Raw genomic sequence first — 26,771 nt, forward strand, 5'->3', positions numbered from 1 at the left:
GTCGCCCTCTTCGCGCTCGCCCTGGGAGGATGCAGCATGACGCCCGAAAGCCGGCTCGCCGAATACGAGACCGAGGCGGACCGCCTCCTCGGCGAGACCGTCGCGCTGATTCCGGCGGCCCTCGATCCCGCGTCGGGCTTCTCCGAGTCCGAGCCGAGGTACGCGCCGACGGAGGGAGCGGCGTCCGCGTCGGACCCCGCCTGGTGGCAGGCCCGCGAGAGTCTCAACCTCGCGGCAGAGACGGATGCCTCGGCCGACGCCGCGGCCGCGATCGCCGCCGGACTCACCGATGACGGCTGGCGCGAGTCGAAGGTGCGCGAGACCGAGGGCGGGGCCCGCATCACCGACGGGTTCCGCAAGGATCTCGACGGCGGCGAGTGGTACATCGAGGTGACGTGGGTGCAGACGCGGCCGGAGATGGCCGAAGTCGTCGAGGTGCTCGTGGTCAGCCCGCAGACCGTCCGCGGCGCCGACGCCGCCGGCACGTAGACTCATCCCCATGCGCGCGGCCGACGTCTCCAGCGACCTCACGGAAGTCCTCGTCACAGAGGAGGAGATCCGGGCGAAGCTCGACGAGATCGCGGCGCAGGTCGACGCGGACTACGCGGACGAGGATCTGCTGCTGGTCGGCGTGCTCAAGGGTGCGGTCATGGTGATGGCGGACTTCTCCCGTGCGCTCACGAAGCACATCACCATGGACTGGATGGCGGTCTCGTCGTACGGTGCGGGCACCAAGTCCAGCGGCGTCGTGCAGATCCGCAAGGACCTCGACACCGACATCCTCGGCAAGCACGTGCTCATCGTCGAGGACATCATCGACTCGGGCCTGACCCTGAGCTGGCTGCTGGAGAACTTCGCGGCTCGTGGTGCGGCATCCGTCGAGGTCTTCGCGCTCCTGCGCAAGCCCGAGGCCGCCAAGGTCGAGGTGAACTGCAAGTACGTGGGGTTCGACATCCCCACCGAGTTCGTCGTGGGCTACGGCCTCGACTACGCCGAGAAGTACCGCAACCTCCGCGACGTCGCCGTCCTCGCCCCGCACGTCTACTCGTAGTCAGCGCGTTTCGTCTCTGCGTTTCGTCTCGCTTCGCTCGCTCAACGACCGTCGCTCGCTCAACGACCGGTCGTTGAGCGAGGGAGGAACGACCGAGACGAAACGCCCTGGATTCGGCGATTACGCCCGGGGCGAATGCACAGTCGACGCCTAGGAACCGCGCGATACCCTGATTCAACCGTCGACGGGCGCTTTCCTGTCCACGACGGCACGTCGACGAAAGGGGTCGGGCTGTCGCCCGCGCCATGGACTTCAAGAAGATCACCCGCAACCCGCTCTTCTACGTCCTGCTGATCGGGGTCTTCCTCATCGTGGGGTTCTCGCTCATCTCGAGCCTGAACGGTGCGAAGCAGATCTCCACGCAGGAGGGTCTCGAGCTGCTCTCCGGTGAGACCGTCACCGAGGTCGTCAACACCGACGGCGATCAGCGCGTCGACATGAAGCTCTCCAAGGAGTACGACGGCGCGACCGACGTGCAGTTCTACTACGTCACCGCACGTGCCGCCGAGGTCGTCGACGCGGTCAACGAGGCCGCCCCGAAGGACGGCTTCAACGACGCCGTGCCGCGCGCGACCTGGTTCGACGGGTTCCTCTCGCTCCTGCTGCCGATCCTGCTGCTGGGTCTGCTGTTCTGGTTCCTGATGTCCAGCGCTCAGGGCGGCGGCAGCAAGGTCATGCAGTTCGGCAAGTCGCGGGCGAAGCTCGTGACGAAGGAGATGCCGCAGGTGACCTTCCAGGATGTCGCGGGCTCCGACGAGGCGATCGAAGAGCTCGAAGAGATCAAGGACTTCCTGAAGGACCCGTCGAAGTTCCAGGCCGTGGGGGCGCGCATCCCCAAGGGCGTGCTGCTGTACGGCCCTCCCGGAACGGGCAAGACGCTGCTCGCGCGGGCCGTCGCCGGCGAGGCGGGCGTGCCGTTCTACTCGATCTCGGGCTCGGACTTCGTCGAGATGTTCGTCGGCGTCGGCGCCAGCCGCGTGCGCGACTTGTTCAACACCGCCAAGGACAACTCCCCGGCGATCATCTTCATCGATGAGATCGACGCGGTCGGCCGCCATCGCGGCGCCGGCATGGGCGGCGGGCACGACGAGCGCGAGCAGACGCTCAACCAGATGCTCGTCGAGATGGACGGCTTCGACCCCAAGGTCAACGTCATCGTGATCGCGGCCACCAACCGCCCCGACATCCTCGACCCCGCGCTGCTGCGCCCGGGCCGCTTCGACCGTCAGATCGGCGTCGACGCGCCCGACTTCAAGGGTCGCACCAAGATCCTCGAGGTGCACGGCCGTGGCAAGCCGCTCGCCGACGGCGTGGACCTCGAGGTCGTGGCCCGCAAGACCCCCGGTTTCACCGGTGCCGACCTCGCGAACGTGCTGAACGAGGCCGCCCTCCTCACCGCGCGCTCGAACGCGCAGCTGATCGACAACCGCGCGCTCGATGAGGCCATCGACCGCGTGATCGCCGGTCCGCAGCGGCGCACCCGCGTGATGAAGGATAAGGAGAAGCTCATCACCGCGTACCACGAGGGCGGTCACGCGCTCGCGGCGGCGGCGATGAACCACACCGACCCGGTCACGAAGGTCACGATCCTCCCGCGCGGCAAGGCCCTCGGCTACACGATGGTGCTGCCGCTCGACGACAAGTACTCGGTCACCCGCAACGAACTGCAGGATCAGCTCACCTACGCGATGGGCGGCCGCGTCGCCGAAGAGATCGTGTTCCACGACCCGACGACGGGTGCCTCGAACGACATCGAGAAGGCGACGAGCATCGCCCGCAAGATGGTCACCGAGTACGGCATGACCGGCGACATCGGCCCGGTGAAGCTCGGACAGTCCTCGGGCGAGGTCTTCATGGGCCGCGACATGGGCCACGGCCGCGAGTTCTCGGAGCGGATCGCCGAGCGCGTCGACACGCAGGTGCGCGACCTCATCGAGCAGGCGCACAACGAGGCCTACGAGGTCATCAACGCGAACCGTCACGTGCTCGACAAGCTCGCCCTCGAGCTGCTCGAGAAGGAGACGCTCGACCACCTGGAGCTCGCCGAGATCTTCAAGGACGTCAAGCGCCTGCCCCCGCGCCCGCAGTGGCTGTCGAGCGAGCAGCGCCCGCCGTCGACCCTGCCCCCGATCGACGTGCCGAAGCGCCGCGACGAGGCAGGGCTCGCCGCGAGCGTCGAGGCCGAGCAGCCGGCTGCCGAGAAGGCGCCCAAGCGCCGTCCGTCCGGACAGGCGCGACCCGCGACCGCGTAGGCTCGGCCCGTGGCCGTAGACCGTGAGCGCATCGCCGCGCTCGTGCGCGAGCTGCTGGAGGCGATCGGCGAAGACCCCGACCGCCCCGGCTTGAGGCAGACGCCCGAGCGTGTGGCCGACGCGTACGGCGAGTTCTTCGCGGGAGTGGGAGAGGATGCCGGGGCGCCGCTCGCCCGCACCATCTCGGTGTCGCGGGGCCCGGCCCCCGACACGCTCCCTTCCGGCGCGGTGATGCTGCGCGACATCCTGTTCCGTTCGGTGTGCGAGCATCACCTGCTGCCCTTCCGCGGCCATGCGCATCTCGCGTACCTCCCCGGCGAGCAGGTCGTGGGCCTCGGCGCCCTGCCGAAGGTCGTCGAGATCCTGTCGTCGCGTCCTCAGGTGCAGGAACGCCTCGGCGAGCAGATCGCCGATGTGATCGCCGCATCCCTCGACGCGCGGGGCGTGCTGGTGGTGCTGGAGGCGACGCACGAGTGCGTGACGATGCGCGGCGGGAGGCAGCCGGATGCCTCGACCGTGACGATCGCGGCGCGCGGCGAGCTGGCCGAGCCTGCGGCGCGTGCCGAGCTGGTCGCGCTGCTCGGGACGGCGCGGCCGTCAGGGATGCGCGCATGACCCTCATCATGGGCGTCGTGAATGTGACGCCCGACTCGTTCAGCGACGGCGGACGCCATGCGGATGCCGATGCCGCCGTCGCCCATGGCCTCGCGCTGCACGCGCAGGGCGCCGACATCCTCGATATCGGCGGCGAGTCGACGAGGCCTGGTGCGGAGCGCGTGGATCCGCGCGTGGAGCAGGACCGCGTGCTTCCCGTCGTGCGCGCCCTCGCCGACGCCGGCGTCCTCGTGAGCATCGACACGATGAACGCGTCGACGGCCCTCGCCGCAGTGACGGCCGGGGCGCGCATCGTCAACGACGTGTCGGGCGGCATGGCCGACCCCGAGATGCTGCCGACGGTCGCGTCGACGGACGCGGACGTGGTTCTGCAGCACTGGCGCGGCCACTCGGCCGACATGTACGCGCGCGCCGTCTACGACGACGTCGTGACCGAGATCGCCGCAGAGCTGCGAGCCCGCGTCGAGGCGGCCGCAGTGGCCGGAATCGCACCCGACCGGGTGATCGTCGACCCGGGCATCGGCTTCGGCAAGCGCGGCGAGCAGAACTGGCAGACGCTGCGGGGGCTCGACCGCTTCGTCGCACTGGGCCCGCGGGTGCTGATCGGCACGAGTCGCAAGCGCTTCCTCGCCGACGCGCTCGCCGGTGGCCTCGACGGGGATCCCGCCGAGGGTTCCGAGCAACCGTCCGAGGCTCGCCGCGACCTGGCGACCGCGGTGACGAGCGTGCTCGCCGCGCAGGCGGGGGTGTGGGCGGTGCGTGTCCACGATGTCGTCGCCACGCGAGATGCTCTCGTGGTGGCCCAGCGCTGGGCAGGCTCGCGACAGCACGACCGATCGGGCAGCCGGGAGGGCTGATGGACTTCATCGACGAGATCACGCTGACCGGGGTGCGCGCATTCGGGCACCACGGCGTGTTCGAGGAAGAGCGGCGGGAGGGCCAGGAGTTCGTCGTCGACGCGACCCTGTACGTCAGCACCGCGCAGGCTGCGGCATCCGACGACGTCGCCGACACCGTCCACTACGGAGAGGTGGCCGAGCGCATCGTCGATCTGGTGGGCCGCGAGCCGCTGAATCTGATCGAGGGCGTCGCGGCGCGGATCGCCGACGACCTCCTCGCGCACGAAGGAGTGAAGATGGTGGCGGTCACGGTCCACAAGCCGCAGGCGCCCATCACGGTGCCGTTCGCCGACGTGTCGGTCACGATCCGTCGTGCCCGGCGCGAAGAGCCGTCGTGGAGGGAGGGATCGTGAACCGACGCCTGGCACAGGGCTTCGACGGCGATGCCGAGCGTCACCCGCGCGGACCGGTCGAGGCCGTCATCGCCCTGGGTGCGAATCTCGGCGACCGCAGCGCCACGATGGGCGCCGCGATCAAGGACCTCGCCCGCGTGCCGCTGGTCGACGCCGTGCGCGTGTCGGAGCCGATCGAGTCGGTCGCCATGAAGCCGGAGGGACCGGATGCCGAGGCCCCGGCCTATCTGAACGCCGTGGCGATCCTCACCACACGCCTTGCGCCGTCGGTGCTCCTGAGCTACCTCCATGCCATCGAGCAGCGGCACGGCCGTGTGCGCTCGGCGGCACGCTCCGCCGGCGAGCCCGGCTGGGAGGATCGCACGCTGGACCTGGACCTCATCGCGTACGGCTCTGTCGTCAGCGACGATCCCCGCCTGCTGCTGCCGCACCCCCGGGCCGCCGAGCGCGACTTCGTGCTCGGGCCCTGGCTGGCGGTGGATCCGGACGCAGTGCTTCCGGGCGCGGGCCGTGTCGACGAGGTTCTCCGCCGGCTGCGGGAGGGCGGACGCCGATGAAGCGCACCGGTGCCGGTGTTCTCGCGATCTCGGCGATCCTCGGGGTCGCCGCAGGCTTCCTCGTCGACCAGCTGCTGACATCGGCGGGGCGCCCCACCTTCACGCCGGCCGTGACGCTGCCGATTCTCCTGGTGCTGCTGGGGGCCTTCGTGATCGCGCTCGCCATCCCCATCCGACGTGCCACGCGCGGCACCACGACGTCGAAGGTCGACCCGTTCCGCGCCGTGCGCATCGCGATGCTGGCGAAGGCCTCGAGCATCGTCGGTGCGGCGGTCGGCGGGGTGGGAGCGGGGCTGTGGGTCTTCCTGGCGACCCGGCCCGTCACACCCTCGCTAGGCTCGTTGGGAGCGGTCATCGCGACGACCGTGAGCGGCGCCCTGCTGGTCGCCGCTGGTCTGGTCGCGGAGCACCTCTGCACCATCCGGAAGGACGACGATGACGAACAGCCCGGAGGCGACGACCCCGGACTCGAGCCCCGACTCCACGACCACTGAGGCCGGGGGCACGTTCGAGCGGATCGTCGAGCCGCGCTCCGAGAACCGGCTGGTGCTGGAGGGCGGGGTCTGGCATCAGATCTCGCCGAAGTACGTGACCGTGCAGCTGATCTCCACCGGCTCGTTCCTCGTGCTCGTCGTCGCAGCCACGCTGGTGCTCGCGCTGCTCATGCATCAGCTGTGGGCGTGGATCCCCGGCGGGATCCTGACCTTGATCCTCGTGTGGACCCTCGTCATCCTTCCGCGCCAGGCGCGCTCCATCGGGTACCAGCTGCGCGACGACGATCTGGTCTTCCGGCGCGGCATCCTGTGGCAGCGCTTCGTGGCGGTGCCGTACGGCCGCATGCAGCTCATCGACATCACCCACGGTCCGCTGGACCGGGGCTTCGGCATCGCCCAGCTGAAGTTCGTCACCGCGGCCGCGGCGACCGGCGTCGTCATCCCCGGGCTCGAGCAGTCCACCGCCGAGACGCTCCGCGACCACCTCGTCGGAGTCGCCGAGAGCCGGCGCACGGGGCTATGACGTCCACCCCCGAGCCTGTGCACCGGGTCCCTGAATCCGGGGACCGGGTGCCCGAGCCTGCCAACCCGGTGCCTGAGCCGGTGAACCCGGTGCCTGAGCCCGTCGAAGGGCCGCTCGCGCCCGGCGCACCGCCGCCGCAGCTGGTGCGGTCGCCGCTCAGCGACGGCGAGTGGCATCGCCTGCACCCGCTCACGCCCCTCCTGCGCGGCGGACTGTTCCTGATCGTCGTCATCGGCATCGTGCTCGCGAATCTGCGCGATCGCCTCGTCTTCATCTTCCTGCCGTGGCTCGCTCCCGACATCGAGGACGAGGTCGGGGAGTGGGAGGTATCGGGCGGCGACCCCATCGACTTCATCGTCGCGAACAACCTCTACGTGCTGGCGGGGCTCGCGGTCCTCGCGGCGCTCATCGTGCTCGTCGCGGTGTTCTACACGTCGTGGCGCTTCCACACGTTCCGCATCACCGACGACGACGTCGAGGTGCGCAGCGGCATCCTGTTCCGCACGCAGCGTCGCGCGCCGCTCGACCGGGTGCAGGGCGTCAACCTCACCCGCCCGATGATCGCGCGACTGCTGGGCATGGCGAAGCTCGAGGTCGTCGGGGCAGGGGCCGACGCGAACGTCAAGCTCGAGTACCTCTCCACCGCCAACGCCGAGGCGGTGCGCGCCGACATCCTGCGTCTCGCATCCGGGCGTCGTCTCGCGATGACCGCGGGACCGGCCGCGGTCAGGCCCGTCGGCAGGGCCGCGATGCTCAGCCAGACCGTGGGGCGCGAGATCACCGGCATGATCGAGGGGCCGGAGGCGCCGGTCGCCGAGCTCGAGTCCGTCGTGAACATCCCGGTCGGCCGGCTCGTGGCATCCCATGTCCTCAGCATGGGGACCGTCTTCCTCGTCCTCGGCACGGCCGCCGTGATCGTCGGCGCAGCCCAAGGCGTGACGTGGCTGCTGTTCGCGTGGATCCCCGGCATCATCGGCTTCATCGCGTACTGGTTCCGATCTGTCGTCCGGTCGCTGCGGTACGCGATCGCGCCGACGCCTGACGGCGTGCGGATCACGTTCGGCCTCTTCACGACCATCACCGAGATCGTGCCGCCGGGCCGGGTGCACGCCGTCGAGGTGACGCAGCCCATCCTCTGGCGGCCCGCCGGCTGGTGGATGGTGCGCATCAACCGCCTCACCGGACGCAGCGCCGCCGACGGCAGCACGGATCAGTTCACCACGGCCCTGCCGGTGGGCACCGCGGCCGACGTCGAACGCGTGCTGCGACTGCTGCAGCCTTCTCTCTCCGACGAGGAGCGGGCGCTCGTCGTGCAGGAAGGCATGTTCGGACCGGGCGAGGGCGACACGTTCACGAACACGCCGAAGCGCGCCCGGTGGATCGTCCCGCTGTCGTATCAGCGCAACGGCTTCCGACTCACCGCCGACGCGCTGCTGATGCGACGCGGCGTCGTGTGGCGCAAGCTGGTCATCCTGCCGCTCGCGCGTCTGCAGAGCATCGGCCTGTACCAGGGCCCCCTCGATCGGGCGTCGGGCGTGACGAACGTGCGGGCGCACGTCGTCACCGGTCCGGTGTCGCCGTTCCTGGCCGCCGTCGACCGCGACCACGCGCTCGCGCTGTTCGACGACGTCGCGCGCGGTTCGGTGCGCGAGGCGCTCGCCGACCGCACGCACCGGTGGGCGGAGGACGAGACCGTCCCCGCACCCGTCGGATCCACCGCAGCGGACGAGGCCGGCGACGTTTCGTCTCGCTTCGCTCGCTCAACGACCGAACCTCTGATTCCGGTCGTTGAGCGAGCGAGCGCCAGCGAGCGAGACGAAACGGGCCGAGCCTCCGAGAGGACGCCCGGCGAGGAGGACCGCGGATGACCCGCGACGGACGGCTCGGAGTCGGCATCATCGGCGCGGGCCGTGTCGGACCGGTGCTGGGGGCCGCGCTCGGCGGTGCCGGGCACGCGCTGGTCGGGATCACCCAGGGCTCCGACCAGGAGCGGGTCGAGGCGATCCTTCCGGGCGTGCCCGTGCTGGATGCGACCGAGGTCGCCCGGCGCAGCGAGCTCGTGATCGTCGCCGTGCCCCACGACCAGCTCGAGGGACTCGTGCGGGGTCTCGCCGAGGTCGGCGCGTGGCAGCCGGGGCAGCTCGTCCTGCACACCGACCCGGCCTGGGGCGCCGGCATCCTCTCTCCCGCCGTCGCGAAGGGCGCCATTCCACTGGCCGTGCATCCCGCGATCGAGTTCAGCGGAACGTCGATGGATCTGCGCGCGCTGGCCAGCGCGTACGCGGCCGTCACCGCGCCCGGGCCGGTGCTGCCGATCGCGCAGGCGCTCGCCGTGGAGCTGGGCTGCGAACCCGTGGTCGTCGAGGAGTCGGCCCGCGCGGCCTACGGCGAGGCGATCGCGACGGCACGGGTCTTCTCGCGCTCCATCGTCCACCAGGCGGCCGCGCTCCTCGCGGAGGCAGGTGTGCCGTATCCGGGGTCGTTCCTCTCGGCGTTGGCGCACACCACGCTCGACCACGCGCTCACCGAGGCCGGCTCTGGTCCGGCGGGTGGCGAGCCTCCCGCTACGATCCAAGGATGATCAGCACCATCGACGAGCTGCGTGCTCGGCTCGCCGAGGTCCGCGCCGCCGCCCCCGAAGCCCGTGTCGCCCTCATCTCGACGATCGGCTCCCTCCACGACGGGCATATCGACCTGGTCCACCGGGCACGCGAGGTCGCCGACATCGTCGTGGTGTCCGTGTTCGTCAATCCGCTGCGGTTCGCATCGCCGGCGGATTTCGCCGCCTATCCGCGCACTCCCGAGGACGACGCCCGCCTGCTCGCGTCGCTCGGCGTCGACGTCGTCTTCGCGCCCGGAGCGGACGAACTGCTCCCCGACGGCTCCGCGACGACGAAGGTCACCGCGGGCGATCTGGGCCTGCGGTACGAGGGGCGGTTCCGTCCGTACTACTTCGACGGTCTCCTCACCGTCGAGGCCAAGCTGTTCCACCTCGTCCGGCCCGATGTCGCCGTCTACGGCGAGCGGGACCGGCAGCGCGTCTTCCTGGTGCGCCGGATGATCCGCGACCTGTTCTTCGACGTCGAGGTCGCGACGGTCGAGACCGTCCGCGGCGACAACGGTCTTCCGGTGTCCACTCGCGTCGGGATGCTCGAGCACCGCGACCTCGCCGCCGCCGCGCTCCTCCCCGCGGCCCTCGATGCCGCAGCGGCCAACGCCGACCGCGGCATCGACGCCTGCATCGCCGCGGCGCAGTCGACGCTCATGGGGGAGCCCCGCATCCGCCTCGAGTATCTGAGCGTCGTCGATCCGGCGACGTTCCTCCCGGTCGACGAGGGCACCAGCGGGCCCGCGCTCGCGCTCATCGCCGCGACGGTGGCGGGCCACCGACTCATCGACAACGCCGAGATCTACCTCGGCTGAGCAGAGATACCGGGCCCAGGAGACGACATGCGCATCACACGGATCGGCGGTCCCACCGCCCTCGTCGAGTGGGAGGGGTGGCGGATCCTCACCGACCCCACCTTCGATCCGCCGGGCCGCACCTATTCCTTCGCGGCGGGCACGTCGTCCCGCAAGACGACGGGACCCGCGGTGGCGCTCGCCGACATCGGCGAGGTCGACCTCGTGCTGCTGAGCCACCACCACCACGCCGACAACCTCGACGATGCGGGCCGCGCGGGCCTCGGCGTGGCGCGCACGGTGCTGACGACGAGCGCCGGCGCGAAGAGCCTGTCGGCGTCGGGCGCGCACCGCGACGTGAGGGGTCTGGGCGCCGGCGACACCATCACCCTGACAGCCGAGGGCAAGCCCGACCTCGTGATCACGGCGACGCCGTGCAGGCATGGCGCGCGCTTCACTCGTCCCATCGTCGGTCCGGTCATCGGATTCACGCTGTCCCGCGTGGGCGGCGCGCACCCCGTGCTCTGGATGACCGGTGACACGGTGATGTACGGCGCGCTGCGTCGCGTCGCCGCAGGCATGCACCCGGACGTCGCCCTCGTGCACATCGGCGCGGTGAAGTTCCCGCTCACCGGTCCGCTGGCTTACACGATGGACGCCGACGACGCCGTCGAGCTGATCGGGCTGGCCGAACCCGATACGGCGGTGCCCGTGCACGTCGAGGGCTGGAGCCACTTCTCCCAGCAGGAGGAAGCGGCGGCGCGCGTGCTGGATGCCGCGCCCGGCCCGGTGCGCGAGCGCGTCCGCTGGGCGCCCCTGGGGGAGCCGATCGACCTGCCCTGACCGACGCCGACGCCGGCGCGCGCCGAGGCGCGGGCCCGCGGCATCCACTGGTCTGCATGGGCTGTTCAGAAAGGCCCGAGGTCGCCGCCGATACACTGGGGGGTCCGCGTTCTGCGGAGAACATCCCCACCGAGGAGCACATCCCGTGACCGACACGACCTCGCCCGCCGAGACCGCCGAGCCCACCGAAGAAGAGATCTTCGAGCAGAAGGCCGTGCGTCTGGCCAAGCGCGAGCGGCTGATCGCGGAGCGGACGGATGCTGCGGGCGGCGCGTACCCCGTCAGCCTGCCGATCACCGACACGATCCCGGCGCTGCGGGAGCGGTTCGCCGACCTGGAGGCGGGAGCCGAGACCGGCATCACCGCCGCCGTCGCGGGGCGTGTCGTCCTGAGCCGCAACGGCGGCAAGCTCTGCTTCGCCACCCTGCAGGCGGGCGACGGCAGCCGCATCCAGGCGATGGTGTCCCTTGCCGCCGTCGGCGACGAGTCGCTGCAGGCGTGGAAGGAGCTCGTCGACCTCGGCGACCACGTGTTCGTGAACGGCGAGGTCATCTCGAGCCGTCGCGGCGAGCTGTCGATCATGGTCTCGGACTGGCGCATCGCCTCGAAGGCCGTCCTGCCGCTGCCGAACCTGCACAACGAGCTGAGCGAGGAGAACCGCGTCCGCAGCCGCTTCCTCGATCTCATCGTGCGCGATCGCGCGCGCGAGACCGTCGTCGCCCGCGCCAAGGCGACCGCCAGCGTGCGGCAGACGTTCGCGAACCACGGATTCCTCGAGGTGGAGACGCCGATGCTGCAGGTGCAGCACGGCGGCGCGTCGGCGCGTCCCTTCATCACCCACTCGAACGCCTTCGACACCGACCTCTACCTGCGGATCGCGCCCGAGCTCTTCCTCAAGCGCGCCGTCGTCGGCGGCATCGACCGGGTCTTCGAGATCAATCGCAACTTCCGCAACGAAGGCGCCGACTCGACCCACAGCCCCGAGTTCGTGATGATCGAGGCCTACCAGGCGTACAGCGACTACAACGGCATCGCCGACCTGACGCAGGAGCTGATCCAGAACGCGGCCGTCGCGGTCACCGGATCGACGACGGTGACCTGGGCGGACGGCACGGAGTACGACCTGGGCGGCGAATGGGAGCGCCTCCCGATGTACGGCTCGCTCTCGGAGGCGTCCGGCCGCGAGGTCACGCCCCAGACCCCGCTCGCGGAGCTCGTCGCGTTCGCGAACGAGGTGGGCGTCGACATCCCGCCGCACGCCACCCACGGCAAGCTGGTCGAAGAGCTGTGGGAGCACTTCGTCAAGCCCGGCCTCACCCGCCCGACGTTCGTCATGGACTTCCCTCTCGACACCAGCCCGCTCGTGCGCGAGCACCGCTCGATCCCGGGCGTGGTCGAGAAGTGGGATCTCTACACCCGCGGCTTCGAGCTCGCGACCGGCTACTCCGAACTCGTCGACCCCGTGATCCAGCGGGAGCGCTTCGAGGAGCAGGCCAAGCTCGCGGCGCGCGGCGACCTCGAGGCGATGCGCATCGACAACGAGTTCCTGCGGGCGCTCGAGCACGGGATGCCGCCGACCGGCGGCATGGGCATGGGCATCGACCGTCTGCTGATGGCGATCACCGGTCTCGGCATCCGCGAGACGATCCTCTTCCCGCTCGTCAAGTAGCGGGAGCGCGCCGTCACCGCGGCGCGATGTGCTCCCGCGACGGCTGCGGCTCGACGGTCGAGGGCGACAGATGAGACCATCTCGCATGGTCAACCGCTCGGACGCGAACTCCCTCCCGATCTCCACGCCGCACTTCGTCGGTCGCGATCGCGAGTTGAACGCACTCCGCGCTGCCGTCTCGCGGCGGCCAGCCATCGTGCTGGTCGAGGGTGAGGCGGGAATCGGGAAGAGCCGACTGCTGCAGGAGTGGATCGCCGGCGAACAGGCGCTCACCGCCCTGGTGTCGGTGTGCCCGCCGCTGCGGGAATCACTGACCTTGGGGCCGATCGTCGACGCCTTCCGAGGGATCGACCGACTCGTCGCGGGGCTGCGGCTCACCGACCTGGCGGGAGCCCTGCGGCCGCTGTTTCCGGAGTGGTCCGGCGACCTGCCGCCCGCCCTCGAACCCCTCGAGGACGCGAAGGCCGCGCGGCATCGCCTGTTCCGCGCCCTCGACGAGCTGCTCAGGGCGCTGGGCGTGGACGTCCTCGTGCTGGAGGACGCGCACTGGGCTGACGAGGTGACGCTGGAGTTCCTCCTGTTCCTCACCTCCCGGCAGCGTGCGGACGGACCGAGCCTGGTGATCTCCTACCGCCCGGAGGAGGTGGACGCCGGGTCGCTGCTGCTGCGGCTGACGTCCCGTCTGCCCGTCGGGGTCACCGGGTCGAGGATCGCCCTCGCGTCGGTAGCGCCGGACGACACGGCGTCGCTGGTGTCGTCGATGCTGGGCGGAGAGCCCATCTCCCACGAGTTCCGCAGCTTTCTGCACGAGCGGACCGGGGGCATCCCCCTGGCGATCGAGGAGTCCGTGCGGCTCATGTGCGATCGCGCGGACATCGTCTTCCGCGACGGGCAGTGGGTCCGTCTGGCGCTCACGGAGCTCCAGGTGCCGCCCACCGTCCGCGACTCCACCCGCGAGCGGGTGGACCGCCTGTCGCCCGCGGCGCAGCAGACGCTGCGCGCCGCGGCGGTCCTGGCGGAGTGGTCGTCCGAGGCTGCGATCGCCGGGACCGCGGGCCTCACGCCGGAGGATGCCCGCGCCGGCATCGCTGAAGCGGCCGACGCCAGGATCCTGTCCGGCGACGACCGCGGCCGGTGGCGATTCCGGCACGTCCTGGTCGCGACGGCGGTCTACGAGGCCGTCGCGCGCACGGATAGGGCTCTCCTGCACCGCCGAGCAGGCGAGGCGTTGGAGTCCGTGGACCCGCAGCCCGTCGCGCGACTGGCCCACCACTTCCGTGAGGCCGGTGTGACCGCGCCCTGGGCCCGGTACGCCGAGCAGGCGGCAGCGCAGGCGCTGGCCTCGGGGGACAACACCACCGCCGTCGTCGTGCTCGTCGACCTTCTGAGCGAGACGGCGCTCCCGCCGGCAGACCTGGCGCGGATCGCGCGCACCACCGGCCTCGCCGCCTTGGGGCGCCGAGAGCCGGTCGACGAGGTCTATCATCGCGTCGTGCGCGGCCTGCGCGCGGTGCTCGACGGCCCCGGCCTCTCCGCCCGCGAGCAGGCTGAGATCCGCAACCCGTTGGGCCGGCTCCTCATCACCGGCGGCGAGGCGGCGGCCGCGCGTGTGGAGCTGGAGCGGGCGGTGACGGACCTGGGCCACGACCCGGCCGAGGCCGCCAAGGCCATGACGTACCTCGGCTGGGCCTACGGGTCGCCGTGGCCGGCCTCGACCCATCGACGCTGGCTGCGGCGCGCAGCCGACCTCGCGGCCGGTATCGAGTCGCCTGCGGTTCGACTCAACCTGACGGGCAACCGCGCGGCCGCGTTCCTCATGCTCGGCGACGACGAGGCCTGGGACGTCGTCGCCGGGCTGCCGTTCGACGGCGCGACCGCCCCGGAGCGGCTCGACGTCGCCCGCATCCACACGAACATCGGCACAGGCGCGGTGATGTGGGGGAGGTACGCCGACGCGGAGCGGCACCTCGCCGTCGCGCTGAGGCTCGCCGACGCCGAGGAGTCGTCGCGGCTGCTCTTCAACGTCCAGCTCGAACTCGCGAACCTCGACTGGTTCCGCGGACGGTGGGAAGGTCTGGCCGAGCGCAGCGCCGCGCTCGCCGAGGCCAACGCTGACCGGCCGGCGATCCATCTGGCCGGCGTCCGGCTGATCGCCCGGCTGGCCGCCGCGGCCGGACGCCGCCGGGAGGCGGAGGAGCAGTTCCGATTCGTCCTCGATGAGGCCACACGGCTCGGCGCCGCCGACGATGCGATGGAGCCGGCCGCCGAGCTGGCCAGGCTGTGGCGGGCGGACGGCGACATCCCGCGGGCGCTGCAGATCACGGATGCGCCGCTTCGCACCATTCGGGGCAAGGGCATCTGGCTGTGGGCCACCGACGTCGCTCCCGTGCGGGTCGAGGCGCTGTTGGCGGCGGGGGAGGCCGAGGCCGCGAGAGCACTCACCGAGGAGTTCGCGCGGGGGCTGCGCGGCCACACCGCCCCGGCCCCTCGGGCCGGGCTTGCACTTTGTCGGGCGCACGTCGCTGCCGCGGGGGACGACCCGGCCCGGGCCGCCTCCGCTTACGCGCGGGCGGCGCAGGCGTGGGAGGCGCTGCCGCGGCCGTACGACGCCCTGCGTGCGCGCGAGGGCCAGGCCATTGCGCTTCTGGCCGCGGATCGGGTCGCCGAGGGGCGCCAGATGCTGTCCGTTCAGTACGAGGAGCTGTTCCGGCTCGGCGCCCGGGGAGACGCCGACCGCGTCGCCCAGCGGCTCCGCGACCACGGCGCGGACGTGCCCCGCCTGTGGCGCGGTGGCCGCAAGGGGTATGGCGACCGCCTCTCGCCCCGCGAGCTGGAGGTGGTCCGGCTGGTGGTCGCGGGCAGGACGAACCGGCAGATCAGCGAGATCCTCGCCAAGTCGCCGGCCACGGTGGACCAGCAGCTGAGGTCAGCCATGCGCAAGGCCGAGGTGACGTCGCGCACCGCTCTCGCCGTCAAGGTGACAGAGGCGGGAATGCTCGAGGACGACGACTCAGGTGTGACGCTCTCGTAAAGATTGACGTATTCGCGGGATAGCGACGTGCGGGCTGTGTGCCGAAGCATGACCTGCATGTCCCACGTCCCGGAGTCAGCCGCGCGCCACGAGGCCGCCGCGAGTGACGACTCGAGCACCGAGCCCGCGCTGCCCCCGCAGGGTGGAGCCCCCACCGACGGCTCCGTCGATCCCGACGGCGCCGCCGACCGTTCGCGCCACAGCCACGATCCTTACCAACCCCTGTAGACCGGAGACCCCACCCATGAGACTCACCGCCCTCGCCACGTCGCTGGCCGTCATGGCCGGCCTGACCATGGGTGCGCCGCTCCCGGCGGCCGCCGCCGAACCGGATGCCGGTCCGCCCGAAGCCAAGATCGCGAGCGACCTGAAGGACCGCTTCGACGAGGACCCGGTCGCCGATTTCTGGATCACCTTCAGCACCAACGCCGACCTGGCACCCGCGAAGGAGATCACCGACTGGGACGAGCGCGGCCAGTTCGTCTACGACGCGCTCGAGAAGTCGGCCAAGGCTTCCGAGGCGGCCGTCGCCGCCGAACTCGAGGCAGCGGGCGTGAAATACACGTCCTACCCCCTTGTCAACGCCGTGCTCGTCAAGGGCGGCACGCAAGAACTCGCGCTCGACGTCGCCTCGGTGGGGCAGGTCGCCGAGATCCACGCGTCGCCGCAGGTCGCGCTCGTCGAACCCGTTGACGAGAAGGCGCCGGGTGACGAGGCCGTCCGCCCCGACGACGCCGCGGTCGCAGGTGAGGCGGGCGTCAACGCGTGGGGCGTGGACGCCATCCGTGCACCCGAGGCCTGGGCGATGGGCGCCACAGGCGCCGGCATCACCGTGGCCAACCTCGACTCGGGTGTCCAGTTCGATCACGCGGCGCTGGTGTCGAAGTACCGGGGCGCGAAGCCGGACGGCACCTTCGACCATGACTACAACTGGATGGCCACCCGGACCACCTGCTCGGACGCGCCGTGCGACGACAACGGCCACGGCACGCACACCATGGGCACGATGGTCGGCGACGACGGCACCGAGCACGTCGGCGTCGCCCCGGGTGCGAACTGGATCGCCACCGACGGCTGCTGCAGCAGATCCGGGGCGGAGTCGCTGCTGGCCTCCGGCTGGTGGTTGCTGGCTCCCACCGATCTGCAGGGTGACAACGCGGATCCCTCGAAGCGTCCTCACGTCATCAACAACTCGTGGGGCCAGGACACCGAGCACGACTTCCACACCTTCTTCAATGCCATCGACGAGGCGTGGACGGCTGCCGGCATCTTCAGCGTCTGGTCGTCGGGCAACACCTCGCCGTACGCGGCCTGTGACACCGTCTCCTCGCCGGGGGCGGCCCCGGGCGCATACTCCGTCGGCGCCTACGACGTGAGCGGCAACCTGGGGGCGTTCTCGCGCAAGGGGGAGGGTGAGAACGGACAGATCAAGCCCGAGATCTCGGCGCCCGGGGTGGGCGTCCGCTCGTCGTACCCCGGCAACCAGTACGTCGAGATGTCCGGCACCTCGATGGCGTCGCCGCATGTCGCCGGCGCCATCGCCGACCTGTGGAGCTACGACCCGACACTCATCGGGCAGGTCGAGGAGACCCGTCGCCTGCTCGGCGAGTCGGCCGTCGACGTGGACAACACGTCATGCGGCGGCACCGCCGACTTCAACAACATGTACGGCGAGGGTCGACTGGACCTGCCCCGCCTGCTGGAGCTCGCGCCCCGTCAGGGAGGCACGCTGACCGGAGCGGTCACCGCGAACGGTGAGCCGGTCGTCGGCGCCGAGTTGACGATCAGCGGACCGTTCACGCGCTCCGTCGGGACGGACGACGCCGGCCGGTTCTCCGTGAACCTGCCCGTGGGCGATTACGAGCTGAGCACGAAGGTCTTCGGCTACCTGTCCGCGACCGTCGAGGTCTCGATCGCCCTCGGCGAGGAGTCCTCCGCCGACCTCGCGCTCACGGCCGCCCCGCGCCACGACATCCGCGGCACGGTGGTCGACGAAGACGGCGACGCCGTTCCGAACGCCGACGTCTCGGTCAGGGGGACGCCGCTGGATGCCGTCCGCACGGACGCCGACGGCGCGTTCGCGATCGCCGACGTGCCCGAGGGCCAGTACGGCATCGCCGTCACGCCGAATGCCTGCTTCTCGCCGACGTCCGTTCCGCTGACGGTCGGCGCCGAGAACGAGCGGCTGGAGATCCCGGTCGGGCTCATCGTCGACGGCGGCGGCTACAGCTGCGCCGTCTCCGAGGGGGAGCACCTGCGCGGCACCGACCCCGTCACCTTCACGGAAGGTGTCTGGGCGATGGTGGAGCTGCCGTTCCCGATCGCGCTCTACAACGGGAGTCACGACACGCTCGGCATCGGTCTGCGAGGCAACATCTCTCCCGTCGATTCCACGGGACCGGGCTACGGCGGCGCCGGCGCCTTCCCGTTCTCCGTCGAGACCCCGGTCGAGTTCGCCCCGGGCGGTGGCGTGTTCACGGCGGCGACGAAGCTCGACGGGGAGGACGCGTTCGTCGTCGAGTACCGTGACGCCAAGATCTGGTCGTACCCGATCCGGTCGGAGTACACGGAACCGGTCGACTTCTCGGCCACGTTCACGCGCTCGGGCAAGATCGTCTTCGGGTACGGCGACGGCATCGGCACCGACGACCCGGTGACGGCCGGTGCCCGCGCCATCACCGGCATCCAGGGCTGGGCGGGTGTGGACGGCATCCGGTTCTCCGACAACGCGCCGGTGCTCGAGGACGGGATGATCGTCACCTACGATCTGCCCGACTGGGGCTACCTCGATGCCACCGTCATCGACAAGAACGACGGGCTGCCGGTGTCCGGGGCCACCGTCTCGTTCACCGATGAGGACGGACTCGTCGAGCGCGTCACGACCGGCGGGACGGGCGTCGTGCACCGCCAGCTTCCCGTCGCCGAGTACACGATGACGGTCGAGGCGCCGAACTACACGATCGGGTCGTACGACTTCACGCTCGACGAGCTTTACGCGAAGGCCAAGATCGATGCGCGCCTGACCACCGGCGTCGCGGACCTGAAGGCCGACGGCCTGGACGTCCTGATGGGCACGGACCAGAACGGCGTCGGCTCGCTGACGCTGACCAACACCGGTTCCGCCCCGCTCACGTACGACCTGGCAGAGGCCGAACGCCATCCCGAGCTCGACGCCGCGGGCGCCACGACGCGCACCGAGACGGGGGCGGACAGCACCATCGACCTCACCGCGTGGACGGCCGGTGCAAGCGACATGACGGCGTCGAACGTCGACGGCGAGTCGGCGGCATCCGCCGCCGCGGAGGCGGATGCCGCCCTCAAGGTCGGCGCGACCGCCGGCGGCGAGGTCATCACCCGCATCGAGATTCCGGGCACCATCGCGGAGAAGGAGCCCTCGGGCGTCGGATACGACGGAGACGTGTGGGTCCACGACTACGACAAGCGGACCAACACCGCCTACACGGTGACGGGCAGGTCCACGGGCAAGGTCTTCGACGCGGCGTGGAACCCCGACTACCGGGCGTTCGACATGGCGCTCGACACCGAGACCGGTGACATGTGCCAGATGGAGGACAGCCCTGACAGCTACATCCACTGCTTCGACCGGGAGGCGGGTAAGGAGACCCGGCAGATCAAGGGTGACTGGTCCACGCTGCCTCTGACCGGGCTCGCCTACAACCCCGAGGAGGACGTGTTCTACGTCGGCGGCCGGAGCAACGGCATGATCGGGACTGTCGCGGGCACGTCTCACGACGACGCCGGCGCACTGCGCTCGTTCTGCGCCCCGCCGCTGCCGGAGATCATGGGCCTCGCCTACAACCAGGCGTCCGACACCATCTGGTACTCGGACCGGACCTCCAACCGGCCCACCCGCCTGCTGCAGGTCGACCCCGAGGACTGCTCGCTCGTCAACGCGTGGTGGTTCCCAGGCATGAAGCTGGGCGCGGGAGGCGGCCTCGAGACCGACTCGACCGGCGCGCTGTGGGCCGTAGACCAGCTTAGCGACGAGGTGCTGCTCGTCGACGTCGAGGACGACCTGGTCACCGACCTGCCGTGGCTGTCGCTCTCCTCCACCGGCGGCACCCTCGCCCCGGGAGAGTCGACCACGGTCGAGGTCTCGATCACCTCGAAGGATGTCGACCCCGGCACGCGGGCCGCCAACGTCATCGTGCGATCGGATGCCGGACGGCAGTCGAAGGCCTACGTCCCGGTGACGCTCACGACCACCGCCTTCCAGGCGGCGGTCGAGGTCGGCGGGACGTCGTTCACCGATGCCAGCGGCTTCACCTGGTCCGCCGACCAGGCGGCCGGGGAAGGCACGTGGGGCTACCAGGGCAAGGACAAGGTGACCTCCACGCGCGCCCCGATCGCGGGCACCGAGGACGACGCGCTGTTCCAGTCCCAGCGCACCACGCCGGACAACGGCCTCGTCTACACCTTCCCCGATGCGCCGAAGGGCACCTACAACATCGACCTCGGGTTCGCGGAGACCGACAAGGTGGAGCCGGGCAAGCGGGTGTTCGACGTCCTCGTCGGCGACGAGCTGACGCAGTACGCCTACGACGCCGCCTCCGCCGTGGGTCCCGACGCCGCCGACTGGCACACCGCCGTGGTGGAGCACGAGGGCGGCCCGCTGACTGTCGAGCTGCGGGGTGCGAAGGGCCTCCGGGCTCCGAGCATCGCGGCCCTGCGTGTGACGCTCGACCCGCGCGCGACCGAAGCCGAACCGGAGCCTCAGCCCCAGCAGCCGGAACCGGGCCCCGTGCCGGTGGCGCCGGCGGGTCGCTCCTACTCGATGCAGGTGACCGAGGGGCTCTACCGGCAGGGAACCACGGACTCCGAGTGGCAGGGCGACGACCTCTGCGGCGTCCTGTGGTTCGACTCCAGCTTCGTGTTCCCGTTCTACGACACGGCCTGGGACGGCGTGTGCGTGACGACGAACGGGTCGCTGGTCTTCGACCGGTCGAGCAACAATGCGAGCAACACGGCGCTGCCCTCGCGGACCCCGGTCGACGCCATCTACCCGCTGTGGGACGACTTGATCGTCGATGACCAGGCCGGCATCTACTTCGGTATGACCGAGGTGGACGGGATGGCGGCGGAGGTCATCGAATGGCGCAACGCCACCTTCTACAGCGACCGGACGGCCAGGGTGAGCTTCTCCGTCACCCTGATCGCGGACGGCCGCATCCAGATCGGCTACGGCGACGGCGTCGGCGGTGACAACCCCCTCACCCACGGGTCGTCGGCGACGGTCGGCCTGGAGAGCCTGACGCGCAACCCCGCGAGCCAGTACTCCTTCAATCAGCCGGTGCTGACTGCCGGGCTGGGGATCGAGTACACGCTCCCGGCGTCGGGCACGATCGAAGGGACGGTCACCGACAAGAACGACGGCACGCCGGTCGCCGGCGCGATCATCACGCTGCGGGGTCCCGCCGGCGACCGGGTCATCACGGCCGACGAGCTGGGCCGATGGAAGGCCCAGGCGCTGGTCGGCGAGAACACCGTGGAGGTCTCGGCGCCGAACTACGTCACTTCCAGCCACCCGGTGACCATCGCCGCGAAGGACCAGGCCGAGGTGGTCGACACCGCGCTGGCCACCGGCATCGCGACGGTCACCCGAGGCGAGCTCGATTGGCTGCTCGGCCCCGGCCAGACGGCGACGGCCGACGTGACCGTCACGAACACGGGCTCCGCCCCGCTCCAGCTGGAGCTGAGTGAACAGCGGCGCACCGACGACGGCGGGCACGAGGCCGCCGACCTGCCGTGGCTGACCCTCACAGGAAAGGCCGCGGACGGCACCGTCGAGCTCGGGATCGGTGAGTCCACCACGGTCACCGCGAAGGTCGACAACGCCGGCATCGAGCCCGGCGTGCTCGTCGGGGATGTGCTCGTCGCGTCCAGCACCGGCAAGGAGGTGGCGCAGTTCGCGCCGGTCCGACTGGCGACCTCCGCCTACTGGCAGGGCGTCGATGCCGGTGGGGCCGGGTTCGTCGGCGCGGACGGCTTCGTCTGGTCGCCCGACCGCGCGTTGGGCTCGGAGCCGTGGGGGTACGTCGGTGGTACCGACGGCGCCACCAAGGCCGACATCGGCGGCACGGAGGACGACGACCTGTTCCGCACCCAGCGGACCGGAAAGGCGTTCAGCTACGTGTTCAAGGACGTACCCGCCGGGACGTACCGGATCGGCCTCGACTTCGCCGAGATCGACAAGGTCAAAGCCGGTATGCGGGCGTTCGACGTCCTGGTGAACGGGACTCCCGTGCTCCACGACCACGACGTCCAGGCCACCGTGGGCGCGCTCACCGCCGACCTTCAGGAGGTCATCGTCGAGCACACGGGAGGCGATCTCACGATCGAGTTCACGGGCGAGATCAGTGAGCGGGACCCGATCCTGAATGCCGTCAAGGTTCGGGAGGACCCGCGCCTCTGACCACGTCCTGACGGGCCGCCGCCCATCTCGGAGCCTCCCCTGGTCATCGCCGGGGGAGGCTTCGGCGCGTGGGCGCGTGGGCGCGTGGGCGCGTGAGCGCGGCGCTTCACGGTGCACCCGCCCTCGTCACGCGCCCGCGGCGCCCGTGCGACGGAAGGCCCAGTCGGGCAGATGGCCGGCGCTCACGAACGACAGCACGATCTGGGACAGGCCGTGCTCGGGCTCGATCTCACAGGCACGCTCGGCGTACGTGGCGGCGTGGGTCGAGCGTCCGAGGGCCCACGACAGCCAGGCGCACATCGCGAGGGCACCCGGTCGCGACGTCCGCGGCGCGACCGCGGCGGCAGCCCGCGCCAACGCGAGTGCCGCCTCGAGTCGGGAGACCTGCGGCGGATCTCCCTCGCCCCACATGCGCATCGCGAGGTCGGCCGGGTACTCCTCGCCGGCCTCCCAGCGCAGCTGCGCGTCGAACGCCTCGTCGCCCTGCGCGAGGTTGCCGCTCCACTGCACCAGCGCGACGTCGCGCAGAGCGGGACGGGCCAGGCACCACACCAGGGCGGCGGTGTCATACACGTCCGCGCGCTCGAGTGGGCGCGCGAGGGCGTCTTCGAAGAACTGCGGCAGGTCATCGAGCCGGCAGACGGCCGCGAGTGCGCGCGGGTCGAGCCGCGACGACGCGTCGGTGACGGATGCCTCGTCCTCCACGACCCCCGACACCGGCGCCGGCACGGGACCAAGGTCGCTGACGCGCGTGCGCGGCGCGGCGTGGGCAGTCGCGCCGCCTGCGGGTCGATCGATCGGCAGACCGAAGGCGTCCCGCTCGTGGGTGGACGTCGCGGAACCGCGAGGCACGGCCGCGGCTCGCGACGGTGCGGCAACGTTCTCGGATGTGGTTGGGCGAGGACTGCGCGCCGCTCGACCCGAGCGTCCGGCGGTGGCGCCATGCCCTTCCGGCCCGCACAGCACCGCGACGGCCTCGTTCAGAGCGCCCATCGCTTTCTCGACGCTCGTGCGCTCCTCCGCGGAGCACGCGGGAAGGTCGGCACCCGTCGCCTGGTCGCCGTCCGGAGCCGGGACGTCTCCCGGTCCTGTCCACGTGAGCTCGGCCAGCGGTCTGCCCTCGGCGGGACAGTCGGCGTCGAGGAACGATCCCCATCCATCGGCGGCGACGCACAGCACATCGGTGACGCGCAGGCCGCACGCGTGGGCGCGGCGCTCGAAGGCGGCGAAGAGCTCGCGATGCGGCATCCGTCCGTCCTCGTGGAACCGTGCGTCGGTGTACGCGATCGCGGCGACGGCATCGGCCTCGGGCAGTCGGCACGCCGTGCCGGTCACCGTCGCAGCGATGCGGTCGACGGACTCGGAGTCGCCCTCGGGCAAGTCGAACCTCATCGCTCCGAGGCTGCTTCCGCCGTGGAACGGGATCACGACGAGGCTGCGGGTGGGGTGGTAGCCCAGCATGCGGGGGACGATGGACAGGAACTGCGCGGCATCCGCGGCTTTCACGACGGTGGGGGTCATGGTGGATGAGCTTCGCGGCCAGACTGCCGCGCCGGAGCGCGAATGACGGGGTGGTGAGGAAGCCGGCGGGAACAGGCTCTGGAGCGCAGCTGGGGAGGAACCGGCAACGGTGGATAAGGGCGCTTCGCGGCCCGCACGATCCCCTCTGGGGAGGAGCCGATACCCGCACCGCGTATCCTGGAGATATGGATTACTGGGTCGCGGTGCTGTGGACGCTCCTGCCGACCGTCCTGGTGTCGTTGATCTTCTTCTTCGTGCTGCGCAGCATCATCCGCTCGGACCGCACCGAGCGGCGCGTCTACGCGAAGATGGAGGCGGAGGAGCGCGCCAAGCGCGGACTGCCGCCGATCGCCCCCGGCGCCACCTCTGCCGACAGCTGAGGCGGCCGCGCCACTCCAGGCTTCCGGCAGCACCCGCCACCCCGGCGGGCTCCTTCCGCAATCGCCCGCCGTGGCGAAATTCCCGCGTGCCGGGCGGCGTCGGTCGGCCCCGATAGTGTGAGGACACCGTCCGGTTCGCTGGCCGCTCCGCCCGTCCGATCCGCCCGACCCTGTCGAGAGGCGCCCGTAGATGATCACCATCACGTTCGATGCGACGTGGTGGGTGGTGCTCGTCTTCATCGTCGACATCGTGATCCGCGTGGCGGCGATCATCATCGTCCCGCGCAACCGCCGCCCGACCGCGGCGATGGCGTGGCTGCTCGCGATCTACTTCATCCCGATCATCGGCGTCTTCCTGTTCCTGCTGATCGGCAACCCCCGGCTGCCGCGCCCGCGCCGGCGCAAGCAGGAGCGCATCAACGACTACATCCACGACACCAGCGCGTCGCTCGATTTCGGCACGCTGCGTCCGCACGCCCCGCAGTGGTTCACCTCGCTGGTCACGCTGAACCGCAACCTCGGTGCCATGCCCCTCGCGGGCGACAACGCCGCGCACCTGATCCCCGACTACCAGGAGAGTCTCGACGCGATGGCGGACGCCATCCGGCAGGCGGAGCACTTCGTGCACGTGGAGTTCTACATCCTCCAGGCGGATGCCGCGACCGACAACTTCTTCCGCGCGCTCGAAGAGGCGGCGGCGCGCGGTGTGACCGTGCGGGTGCTGCTCGACCACTGGGCGAACCGCGGCAAGCCGTTCTACAAGAAGACGCTGCGGCGCCTGGATGCGATGGGCGCGCAGTGGCACCTCATGCTGCCCGTGCAGCCGTTCAAGGGGAAGTACCAGCGGCCCGATCTGCGCAACCACCGAAAGCTCGTCGTGGTCGACGGACGCGTCGCGTTCACCGGGTCGCAGAACGTCACCGACTCCACCTACAACCTGCGCAAGAACATCCGCCGCGGCCTGCACTGGGTCGATCTCATGGTGCGCATCGAAGGCCCGGTCGTGGCATCCGTCAATGCCGTGTTCCTCAGCGACTGGTACAGCGAGACCGACGAGGTGCTCACCGAGCAGATCGACCTCTTCGACGTGACGAGCGGGCCGGGCGATCTCGACTGCCAGATCGTGCCGTCCGGACCCGGGTTCGAGTTCCAGAACAACCTCAAGCTGTTCGCCGGGCTGCTCTACGCCGCGCACCGCAAGATCATCGTGGTCAGCCCGTATTTCGTGCCCGATGAGGCGCTGCTTCTCGCCATCACGACGGCGTGCCAGCGTGGCATCCATGTCGAGCTCTTCGTGTCGGAGGAGGGCGACCAGGCGATCGTCTACCACGCGCAGCGCAGCTACTACGAGGCGCTGCTGAGGGCGGGCGTGAAGATCTGGATGTACAAGAGGCCGTACATCCTGCACACGAAGAGTCTCACCATCGACGACGAGGTGGCGATCGTCGGCTCGAGCAACATGGACATGCGCTCCTTCGGTCTCAACATGGAGATCTCCCTGTTCGTGCGAGGCGAGGAGTTCGTGCGCCAGATGCGGACGGTGGAGGACAGGTACCGCTCGCTGAGCCGGAAGCTCACGCTCGAGGAATGGGAGAAGCAACCACTGCGCTCGACCGTGCTGGACAACCTCGCGCGGCTCACGTCGGCGCTGCAGTAGGCGCGACGCGCAGCAGACCCTCCGTCACGAGCCGCTCCACCGAGGCGCGAACCAGTCCGGTGGCATCCGCGCCGTCGGGTGCGCCATGCGCCGCGGTCGCGGCCGCGACGAGCGCCTCGAGGGGGACGCCCGATGCCGCGGCCCACAGTGTCGGCGCGATGCCGTCCAGGACGCGCACGGTGCCACGGCCGGCCGCGTCAGCGGTCAGCACGGCGATGCGGTCGGAGCCCACGAGCTCGAGCTCGTCGACGCAGGCGGCGCGGAAGAACCGAGGTTCTTCGCGGCTGTCGTCCGCCGTTCCCGGGTCGCGTGTGGTCGGCGGAGCGATCGACGGAATCGCGATGGGACTGGAGAGGAGTTGTGGGACGATGCCCATGAGATCACTCGCCTCGCGGTAGCGCACCGCGCGGATCCCGCCGGTCGCTTCCGCGACAGCGGCGATGAGCCGCAGCGAGTCGGGCCGTTCGGCGAGGTGGCTGGACTGGGTCACGAGGCCATCGAGCGCGTCGGCCAGATCGATTGCCGTGAGGACCGGAGGGCCATCATGTTCTGCTTCCCGGTTCAGCAGCACGATTGCGCGCAGTCGCAGGTCGGCGGGAATCGTGCCGAGCCCGAGGGATGACGGTCGCTGCTCGACCTTCGGCGCACGGGGCTCTTCGATGACCGACAGCGGCTTGCGGTAGGCGAAGACGCGGCCATCTCGGGCGATGCCGACCGTCTCATCGGAGACGTAGCCGTAGCCACGGGCCAGTTGGCGGGATGCCGTCGTCTTGCCGCGCCCCGACGGCCCGACGAGCGCCAAGACGTCTCCCGCGGACGTCGCGATGCCGGCCGCATGAATCATCCAGAGGTCTGCTCGCCTGGCGTCTATCGCGACGCGCGTCACCTGCCGGGACAGCGACTGCAGCATCCGGATGCGCCCCGAGTCGCGGGGGACGACGATAGCCGCGGGATCGTCGACCGCGCCGGCGACGGCATCGGCCCACACGTGCCGCACGGCTTCTGCGTCATCGGGATCGAGAGCCGACAGGTCGATGGCGACCGTCGCTCCGACGGCGCTGACGTAGAGCAGGTCGGTCATCCTCGCAGTG

General features: G+C 70.7%; 21 protein-coding genes. 19 read left to right on the top strand and 2 right to left on the bottom strand.

From position 1 onward, the window contains the following. The first annotated feature begins 36 nt into the window (after positions 1-36). The 17 genes from ABG085_RS01515 (at position 37) to ABG085_RS01595 (ending at position 22,122) form a co-directional block, all read left to right on the top strand. Complete coding sequence (locus tag ABG085_RS01515; RefSeq protein WP_347977684.1) at positions 37-489, top strand: hypothetical protein; 453 nt, start codon at positions 37-39, stop codon at positions 487-489. Between the two features lie 10 nt (positions 490-499). Continuing rightward, on the top strand, positions 500-1,051 hold the full coding sequence (gene hpt / locus ABG085_RS01520) for a hypoxanthine phosphoribosyltransferase (RefSeq protein WP_347977685.1): 552 nt from the start codon (positions 500-502) through the stop codon (positions 1,049-1,051). 245 nt (positions 1,052-1,296) lie between these two features. Beyond that, positions 1,297-3,303 (top strand): ATP-dependent zinc metalloprotease FtsH, encoded by a 2,007-nt coding sequence (gene ftsH / locus ABG085_RS01525; RefSeq protein WP_347977686.1) that lies wholly within the window; start codon positions 1,297-1,299, stop codon positions 3,301-3,303. 9 nt (positions 3,304-3,312) lie between these two features. Next, positions 3,313-3,918 (top strand): GTP cyclohydrolase I, encoded by a 606-nt coding sequence (gene folE / locus ABG085_RS01530; protein ID WP_347977687.1) that lies wholly within the window; start codon positions 3,313-3,315, stop codon positions 3,916-3,918. Further along, positions 3,915-4,775, top strand: a complete 861-nt coding sequence (gene folP / locus ABG085_RS01535) for a dihydropteroate synthase (RefSeq protein WP_347977688.1) — start codon at positions 3,915-3,917, stop codon at positions 4,773-4,775. The genes folE and folP overlap by 4 nt, the downstream gene beginning before the upstream one ends. After that, on the top strand, positions 4,775-5,170 hold the full coding sequence (gene folB / locus ABG085_RS01540) for a dihydroneopterin aldolase (protein WP_347977689.1): 396 nt from the start codon (positions 4,775-4,777) through the stop codon (positions 5,168-5,170). Before folP ends, folB begins: the two co-directional genes overlap by 1 nt. Next, positions 5,167-5,727: a 2-amino-4-hydroxy-6-hydroxymethyldihydropteridine diphosphokinase gene (gene folK / locus ABG085_RS01545; protein WP_347977690.1), complete on the top strand. Its 561-nt coding sequence runs from the start codon at positions 5,167-5,169 to the stop codon at positions 5,725-5,727. The genes folB and folK overlap by 4 nt, the downstream gene beginning before the upstream one ends. Continuing rightward, the gene (locus tag ABG085_RS01550; RefSeq protein WP_347977691.1) at positions 5,724-6,221 is read left to right on the top strand and encodes a DUF3180 domain-containing protein; all 498 of its coding nucleotides are present in this window, start codon (positions 5,724-5,726) and stop codon (positions 6,219-6,221) included. Before folK ends, ABG085_RS01550 begins: the two co-directional genes overlap by 4 nt. Then, entirely contained in the window at positions 6,163-6,744 is a 582-nt protein-coding gene (locus ABG085_RS01555) for a PH domain-containing protein (protein ID WP_347977692.1), read from the top strand. Before ABG085_RS01550 ends, ABG085_RS01555 begins: the two co-directional genes overlap by 59 nt. Positions 6,745-6,812: 68 nt before the next feature. Continuing rightward, entirely contained in the window at positions 6,813-8,612 is a 1,800-nt protein-coding gene (locus tag ABG085_RS01560) for a PH domain-containing protein (RefSeq protein WP_347977693.1), read from the top strand. Beyond that, positions 8,609-9,325 (top strand): DUF2520 domain-containing protein, encoded by a 717-nt coding sequence (locus ABG085_RS01565; RefSeq protein ID WP_347977694.1) that lies wholly within the window; start codon positions 8,609-8,611, stop codon positions 9,323-9,325. Before ABG085_RS01560 ends, ABG085_RS01565 begins: the two co-directional genes overlap by 4 nt. Continuing rightward, positions 9,322-10,167 carry a pantoate--beta-alanine ligase gene (gene panC, locus ABG085_RS01570; protein ID WP_347977695.1) on the top strand — a complete coding sequence of 282 codons (846 nt, stop codon included), beginning with the start codon at positions 9,322-9,324 and terminating at the stop codon, positions 10,165-10,167. Before ABG085_RS01565 ends, panC begins: the two co-directional genes overlap by 4 nt. Before the next feature lie 27 nt (positions 10,168-10,194). Continuing rightward, entirely contained in the window at positions 10,195-10,989 is a 795-nt protein-coding gene (locus ABG085_RS01575) for an MBL fold metallo-hydrolase (protein WP_347977696.1), read from the top strand. Positions 10,990-11,134: 145 nt separating this feature from the next. Beyond that, positions 11,135-12,658, top strand: coding sequence for a lysine--tRNA ligase (gene lysS / locus ABG085_RS01580; protein WP_347977697.1), 1,524 nt, complete (start codon positions 11,135-11,137; stop codon positions 12,656-12,658). A gap of 70 nt (positions 12,659-12,728) precedes the next feature. After that, entirely contained in the window at positions 12,729-15,689 is a 2,961-nt protein-coding gene (locus tag ABG085_RS01585) for an AAA family ATPase (RefSeq protein WP_347977698.1), read from the top strand. A 57-nt stretch (positions 15,690-15,746) separates the two neighbouring features. Continuing rightward, positions 15,747-15,917, top strand: a complete 171-nt coding sequence (locus tag ABG085_RS01590) for a hypothetical protein (protein ID WP_347977699.1) — start codon at positions 15,747-15,749, stop codon at positions 15,915-15,917. 16 nt (positions 15,918-15,933) lie between these two features. Next, on the top strand, positions 15,934-22,122 hold the full coding sequence (locus ABG085_RS01595; protein ID WP_347977700.1) for a S8 family serine peptidase: 6,189 nt from the start codon (positions 15,934-15,936) through the stop codon (positions 22,120-22,122). 126 nt (positions 22,123-22,248) lie between these two features. Here the strand turns inward: ABG085_RS01595 and ABG085_RS01600 are convergent, their stop codons facing one another. Next, entirely contained in the window at positions 22,249-23,643 is a 1,395-nt protein-coding gene (locus ABG085_RS01600) for a DUF4192 family protein (RefSeq protein WP_347977701.1), read from the bottom strand. 185 nt (positions 23,644-23,828) lie between these two features. On the opposite strand from ABG085_RS01600, the gene ABG085_RS01605 reads away from it, so the two are divergent. Next, the gene (locus ABG085_RS01605) at positions 23,829-24,023 is read left to right on the top strand and encodes a hypothetical protein (protein WP_347977702.1); all 195 of its coding nucleotides are present in this window, start codon (positions 23,829-23,831) and stop codon (positions 24,021-24,023) included. Between the two features lie 190 nt (positions 24,024-24,213). Continuing rightward, on the top strand, positions 24,214-25,680 hold the full coding sequence (gene cls, locus ABG085_RS01610; protein ID WP_347977703.1) for a cardiolipin synthase: 1,467 nt from the start codon (positions 24,214-24,216) through the stop codon (positions 25,678-25,680). Here cls and ABG085_RS01615 read toward each other — a convergent pair. Next, positions 25,661-26,761: a hypothetical protein gene (locus tag ABG085_RS01615; protein WP_347977704.1), complete on the bottom strand. Its 1,101-nt coding sequence runs from the start codon at positions 26,759-26,761 to the stop codon at positions 25,661-25,663. The genes cls and ABG085_RS01615 overlap by 20 nt on opposite strands. Positions 26,762-26,771 lie beyond the last annotated feature (10 nt).

The organism is Microbacterium sp. ProA8 (genome assembly GCF_039905635.1).
Classification (GTDB): Bacteria; Actinomycetota; Actinomycetes; order Actinomycetales; family Microbacteriaceae; genus Microbacterium; species Microbacterium chionoecetis.